The 4,671-nt window shown below is 72.3% G+C and carries 4 protein-coding genes and 2 pseudogenes; all 6 read right to left on the bottom strand.

Features of this window, described 5'->3' with window-relative positions:
- Positions 1 to 53 precede the first annotated feature (53 nt).
- A pseudogene (locus RT91_RS20865) lies at positions 54 to 454 on the bottom strand (IS5 family transposase); the annotation flags it as partial.
- 167 nt (positions 455 to 621) lie between these two features.
- Entirely contained in the window at positions 622 to 759 is a 138-nt protein-coding gene (locus RT91_RS22030) for a hypothetical protein (RefSeq protein WP_154653538.1), read from the bottom strand.
- A gap of 13 nt (positions 760 to 772) precedes the next feature.
- Positions 773 to 1,840 (bottom strand): phytoene/squalene synthase family protein, encoded by a 1,068-nt coding sequence (locus tag RT91_RS17620; RefSeq protein ID WP_050807189.1) that lies wholly within the window; start codon positions 1,838 to 1,840, stop codon positions 773 to 775.
- Positions 1,821 to 3,350 (bottom strand): phytoene desaturase family protein, encoded by a 1,530-nt coding sequence (crtI, locus tag RT91_RS17615; protein ID WP_035188856.1) that lies wholly within the window; start codon positions 3,348 to 3,350, stop codon positions 1,821 to 1,823. Before crtI ends, RT91_RS17620 begins: the two co-directional genes overlap by 20 nt.
- The gene (bchO, locus tag RT91_RS17610; RefSeq protein WP_035188854.1) at positions 3,347 to 4,270 is read right to left on the bottom strand and encodes an alpha/beta fold hydrolase BchO; all 924 of its coding nucleotides are present in this window, start codon (positions 4,268 to 4,270) and stop codon (positions 3,347 to 3,349) included. The genes crtI and bchO overlap by 4 nt, the downstream gene beginning before the upstream one ends.
- Positions 4,267 to 4,671 (bottom strand): annotated as a pseudogene (gene bchD, locus RT91_RS22025) (magnesium chelatase ATPase subunit D); the annotation flags it as partial. The pseudogene bchD and the gene bchO, both read right to left, overlap by 4 nt.

Below are 4,671 nucleotides of genomic sequence, written 5' to 3'. Positions count from 1 at the left end.
GGCGCCACTGATATCGGAGGCCTGTCCCGGCGTCAGGAGGACGGCGGCGATGCGCCCAGGTCATCCGCGACGGCGTGGATCTTGGTCGTCCGTCCACCCCTCGACCGGCCGATGGCCTGGCTTTGCGCCCCCCTTTACCGCCCGCGGCCGCGCGATGTGCCCGAACCGAGGTGCTGTCCACCATGGCGATGCGCGGGGGATCCGCGCAGGCGACAAGGGCCGCGAAGATCTCCTGCCAGAGGCCACGCTGGCTCCAGCGGTTGAACCGGTTGAACACCGTGGTCCGCGGCCCATAAGCCTCCGGAAGTGCGCGCCACCGCAAGCCCTCGCGAAAGCGATGCAGGATGCCACTCAGAACCCGGCGATCGTCCACCCGCGGTTTGCCGCCGAGCTTGGGCAACAGCGGCTCGATCGCAGCCCATTGCGCGTCGTTCAGCCAGAATAATTCCGCCATGATCCAAACCCTCCGTAGAGACTTGAATCAAAACTCCCGTAGTCATGGCAATAGGTACGGAACCTAGAGCATCATCCGATCAGATGGAGTCATCTGATCGGATAAAGATGCTCTGTTTATCAACAGGATAGAGCACGACATCCGATCCGAAACGATCGGAACGTGCTCTAGGAGCCGTCGCGCTCGCGGTCCCGCCGCAGGCTCCGCCGCACCGACACGAGCGACCAGACCGCGGCGGCCAGCACCAGCACGTCGATGCCGGAAAACTCCAGGAAGGTCGCATAGTGGCTGGCCCACGCTTCCATCACACTTTTTCCATCACGCCGGCTCCGCCGCACCGCAGACGAGCGGGCGGCGCGCCCCGGCCGCCCTCATCCGCGCCGCGCGCTCCTCGCGTTCCAACCGGTCGATCAGCAGGATCACCCGCGCTGCCGCCCCCACCGTCTCGCCGCCGGATGCCGCCGCCGCATCGATCAGGAACCGCACTTCCGGGCAGGGCGGCGGCGATGCGGCAAGCGGCGCCCAGAGCCCGGCGGTCGCGGCATCGGCCAGCGAGAGTGCTGCCAGCCCGAGCTTCCGCCGGCCGGAAACGCGGGTGCGGGTGGAGACCGAGTCGAGCCCGTTCGCCGCCAGAAGCCGGCCGATCTCGCGATAGATCCGCCGCGCCGCCGCAATGCCGGGCCGGCAGGCCAGCGGCAGCGCGGCAATGCCGCGCCCGGCGGCCGCATAGCGCCGCTCGGCCTCCTCCAGCAGGCGCCCGATCACTTGTGCCAGCGCCGGAGTGAAAGCCGGGCGGGCGAGGAACCGCTCGGGCTCCAGCCCCGCCTCGTCCAGCCAGTCCAGCGGCAGATAGAGCCGGCGCTCGGCCGCATCCTCGCCGACATCGCGGGCAATGTTGGTCAGCTGCATCGCGAGGCCGAGATCGCAGGCGGCGGCAAGGCTCGCCTCGTCCCGCGCGCCCATCAGCATCGCCATCATCACCCCGACCGACCCCGCCACCCGCGCCGCATAGGCGCGCAGCTCCGCCAGCGTGGCATAGCGCCGCCCCGCCGCGTCCCAGGCCAGCCCCTCGATCAGCGCCTCGGGCAGCGCATGCGGGATCCCGTGCCGGGCGATGGTCGCGGCAAACGCGCGATCGACCGGATCATCGAGCCGCGCGCCCCGGCAGATCGCCTCCAGCCGCGCCGATATCGCCGCAACCCCGGCTGGCTTGTCGGCGGCAAGGTCGACCGCGTCGTCGGCCTCGCGGCAGAAGGCGTAGAGCGCGGTCGCCGCGGCGCGCACCTCCGCCGGCAGCAGGCGCGAGGCGGCGTGGAAACTGACCGAGCCGCGCCGCAGCCTTGCCGCGCAGGCGGCGATGTCGGGATCAGACGAACGCATTGGCATCGGGAACCACCGTATCGAGAACCCGGGCGGTCGAGAGCACGCCCGGCACCCCGGCGCCGGGATGGGTGCCCGCGCCCACCAGGAACAGGTTGCGCACTTCCTCGCTCGCATTGTGCGGGCGAAACCAGGCGCTCTGGGTCAGCACCGGCTCCATCCCGAAGCCGGCGCCCCAGGTCGAATCGTAGCGCGCGGCGAAATCCTGCGGCGTCATCACCCGCGAGGTGACGATGTGCCCGCCAAGCCCCGGCATCACCGTCTCCTCCAGCCGCCGCTCGACGCGCTGGCGGAACGCCTCGGCCTCGCGCGCCCAATCCTGGCCGCCGCCCAGATGCGGCACCGGCGCCAGCGCATAGAAGGCGTCGCACCCCGCGGGCGCGAGCGCCGGATCGGTCGCCGTCGGCCGGTGCAGATAGAGGCTCATGTCCGGCGCCAGGCGCTTCTTCTCGAAAATATCGTCGAGCAGCCCGCGATAGCGCGGCCCCATCACGATCGTGTGGTGCGGCACCTCGCCGAACTGCCGGTTGGTGCCGAAATACCAGACGAACAACCCCATCGAGTAGCGCGCCGCGGCGAGCTTGCGGTCGGTCCAGCGCCGCCGCGCCACCCCGCGCAGCAGGTGGCCATAGGTAAACCCGGTGCAGGCGTCCGAGACCACGATATCCGCCGCGATCCGGCTGCCATCCGCGAGTTCGACGCCGCAGGCCGCCCCCTCGCGCACGAGGATCCGGTCGACCGGCGTGTTGCAGCGGATGCGGTTGCCCTGCCGCTCGATCAGCCGCGCCAGCCCGGCGACGATCGCCCCGGTCCCGCCCATCGCGAAATGCACGCCATGCCGGCGCTCCAAATGCAGGATCAGCGCGTAGATGGCGCTGACCCGGAACGGATTGCCGCCGACCAGCAGCGGATGGAAGCTCAGCGCCGCGCGCACCCGCGGATCGCGCACATGCCGCGCGACCAGCCCGTGCACGCTGCGATGGCCCGATAGCCGCACGAGGTCGGGCAGGATGCGCGCCATGTCGGTCCAATGGCCGAACGGCACGTGGCCGAGCTGCTCGAACCCGATCCGGTAGATCTCCTCGGTCATCGCGATGAAGCGCTCGTAGCCGGCGACATCGCCGGGCGCGAGCCGGCCGATCTCCGCGCACATCGCGTCATGATCGCCGGAGCAGTCGATATGCGAGCCATCGTCGAAGCGGATGCGGTAGAACGGGTCGATCGGCCGGAGATCGACATCGTCGGCCATCCGCCCGCCGGCCAGCGCCCAGAGTTCCTCCAGCAGGAACGGGGCGGTGATGATGGTCGGGCCGGCATCGAACACGAACCCGTTCTGCCGGAACACCGAGGCTCGCCCGCCGGGCTGCTCGCAGCGCTCCAGCACGGTGACGCGCCAGCCCCGCGCGCCGAGCCGGATCGCGGCGGCCAGCCCGCCGAACCCCGCCCCGATCACGATGGCATGCGGCCGCTTCGCCATCGCCTCCGGCCCCGCATCCTGACGGGCGATCACGTTCATGCCGCCAGCACCCCGATCTCGCGCGCGAAACCGGCGATCTCCCCGGCGACGGGCTCCGGCGCCTCCTCATGCGCGAGATGGCCGAGACGCGGCAGCACGATCACCCGCGCCTCCGGCACAAGACGCGCGATCTCCCGCGCATCGGCCGGCGGGATCGAGCGGTCCGCCGCCCCCACGATCAGCAAAAGCCTGGGTGCGAGACGCGGCAGCGCCGCGGCCAGCGGTGCGAGGTCCCAGTTCGCCATCATCGTCAGCGCCGCCCCCGCATGGCCGCTGCGCCGCGCCAGCCGTGCATAGAATTCCGCCCCCTGCGCATCGATGCGCGATCCGGTGCCGCGCAGCAGCCGCGCCACCACCGCCTTGTCCGCCGCGTGCCAGGCGAACACGCGCGGCACCAGCGGGTTGAGCGCGAACAGCCGCGCCAGCGGCGAGAACACCTGCCCGGCAACGCCCTTGAGCGGCAGCAGCGCGCCGTTGAGGCTGACCAGCCCCGCCGGCGCGATCCGCCCCTGCAGGCACATCTCGGCCAGGATTGCCGCCCCCGCCGAATGCCCGGCCACCAGCGCCGGCGGCGCCTCCAGCACGTCGAGCAATGTCGCGATCGCCCCGGCCATGCCGGGCAGCGACATGCGCGGCCAGAACGGCGCCGCGGTGAAGCCGTGGCCCGGCAGATCCGGCGCGATCACGGTGAAATCCCGCGCCAGCAGCGGCGCCAGCGCGCGCCAGGAATGGGTCGCCGCCCCGGTGCCGTGCAGCAGCAGCAGAACCGGCCCCGCCCCCATCACCTGAACGTGGAATCGCAGCCCGCCGGCGGTCACGAAGCGGCTCGCCGCCCGGTTCGGCCAGTCCCGCCCGTCGGTCTGCCAGTCGGGCGCATCGGCGTCGAACACCCGGTCCCACAGCGCGAGCGCGGCGCTCATGCGCCCTGCTCCGTGCGGATCGCCCGGCTCAGCGCGCGCGCATCGGCAAAGGGCAGCGGCAGGTAGCGCGCCCGCATCGCGCCGGCGAGTTCGGCGGCGAACGCGTTCGGCCGCGGCGCCGTGTCGATCACCAGGGCGGGAATTCCGTCGGCGGCACAGGCAGACGCCGCCGCCCGCGCATCCGCCGCCGCCGCCGCGCGGCCCGGCTGCCGGTCGCGGCCGATATTCGCCCCGCCATCGGTCAGCAGCACCAGCAGCGGCCGGTTGCCCCGCCGCCGCGCGCCGAGTGCCATGTCCCGCGCGGCGTCGATCCCGCTGGCCAGCGGCGTCGCACCGCCGCCCGGCAGCGCGGCAAGGCTCCGCCGGGCGCGGGCCAGCGCCGCGGTGGGCGGCAGCAGCAG

This window comes from Acidiphilium sp. JA12-A1 (assembly GCF_000724705.2).
Classification (GTDB): domain Bacteria; phylum Pseudomonadota; class Alphaproteobacteria; order Acetobacterales; family Acetobacteraceae; genus Acidiphilium; species Acidiphilium multivorum.
Note: the sequence above shows the minus strand (reverse complement) of the source record. Positions and strands in the feature narration are given on the sequence as shown.

Bases quoted from the DNA above. Each gene is read 5' to 3' on its own strand.
- RT91_RS22030 (WP_154653538.1), bottom strand. From the start codon at position 759: ATGGAAGCGTGGGCCAGCCACTATGCGACCTTCCTGGAGTTTTCCGGC.
- RT91_RS17620 (WP_050807189.1), bottom strand. From the start codon at position 1,840: ATGCCAATGCGTTCGTCTGATCCCGACATCGCCGCCTGCGCGGCAAGG.
- crtI (WP_035188856.1), bottom strand. From the start codon at position 3,350: ATGAACGTGATCGCCCGTCAGGATGCGGGGCCGGAGGCGATGGCGAAG.
- bchO (WP_035188854.1), bottom strand. From the start codon at position 4,270: ATGAGCGCCGCGCTCGCGCTGTGGGACCGGGTGTTCGACGCCGATGCG.